Source organism: Oleiphilus sp. HI0067 (genome assembly GCF_001635735.1).
Genome location: NZ_LWFI01000447.1, coordinates 1 through 876, shown reverse-complemented (window position 1 = coordinate 876; position 876 = coordinate 1). Strand labels below are relative to the sequence as shown.

Annotated in this window: 3 protein-coding genes; all 3 read right to left on the bottom strand. The window is 45.8% G+C overall.

The genetic code is table 11. The features are described 5' to 3' along the window. The coding region (gene rplV, locus A3739_RS05405; protein ID WP_068500609.1) for a 50S ribosomal protein L22 at positions 1–219 on the bottom strand (219 nt) is incomplete at its 3' end. Between the two features lie 18 nt (positions 220–237). Next, on the bottom strand, positions 238–513 hold the full coding sequence (gene rpsS, locus A3739_RS05400; protein WP_068500606.1) for a 30S ribosomal protein S19: 276 nt from the start codon (positions 511–513) through the stop codon (positions 238–240). Positions 514–532: 19 nt separating this feature from the next. After that, positions 533–876 (bottom strand): 50S ribosomal protein L2 (gene rplB / locus A3739_RS05395; RefSeq protein ID WP_068500603.1); only part of this gene is annotated, 344 nt, incomplete at its 5' end.

Genomic DNA, 876 nt, shown 5'->3' with positions numbered 1-876 from the left:
TGTTGATACTGTAAGATCGTCAACATCAAGACCGTCATTGTGCTCAGCGTTTGCGATTGCTGATTCCAACACCTTCTTCATCAATTGTGCAGCTTTCTTAGTGCTAAAAGACAATGTCTCTAGCGCTTCTTCTACACCTTTGCCTCGAATCTGATCTGCTACCAAACGCGCTTTCTGAGCAGAAATTCGAGCACCTCTATGCTTTGCAGCTACTTCCATCTCTAAATCCTCTCAGAATTAACGCTTAGCTTTCTTATCAGCAGCATGGCCGCGATAAGTACGTGTAGCAGCGAATTCACCTAGTTTATGGCCTACCATATCTTCAGTAACAAAAACCGGAACGTGTTGACNACCGTTATGTACTGCAATTGTAAGACCTACCATCTCTGGAAAAACTGTTGAACGACGAGACCAAGTTTTAATTGGCTTCTTGTCGCCCTTCTCCAGAGCCGTTTCTACTTTCTTTAATAAATGAAGGTCAATAAATGGACCTTTTTTCAAAGAACGTGGCACAGCGTAATCCTCTTCTTAATTACTTAGCCGACCGACGACGTACAATCATCTTGTCAGTGCGTTTGTTCTTGCGAGTCTTATGACCTTTAGTAGGCACACCCCAAGGAGTAACAGGGTGACGACCACCAGAGGTTCNCCCTTCACCACCACCATGTGGGTGGTCAACTGGGTTCATAACAACACCACGCACTGTTGGTCGAATACCGCGCCAACGTGATGCACCCGCTTTACCTAATTGACGTAGGCTATGCTCGCTATTAGAAACCTCACCCAAAGTCGCACGACATTCAGCAAGCACTTTACGCATCTCACCAGAACGCAAACGAAGAGTTGCATATGCACCTTCTCGCGCTACTAGTTGTG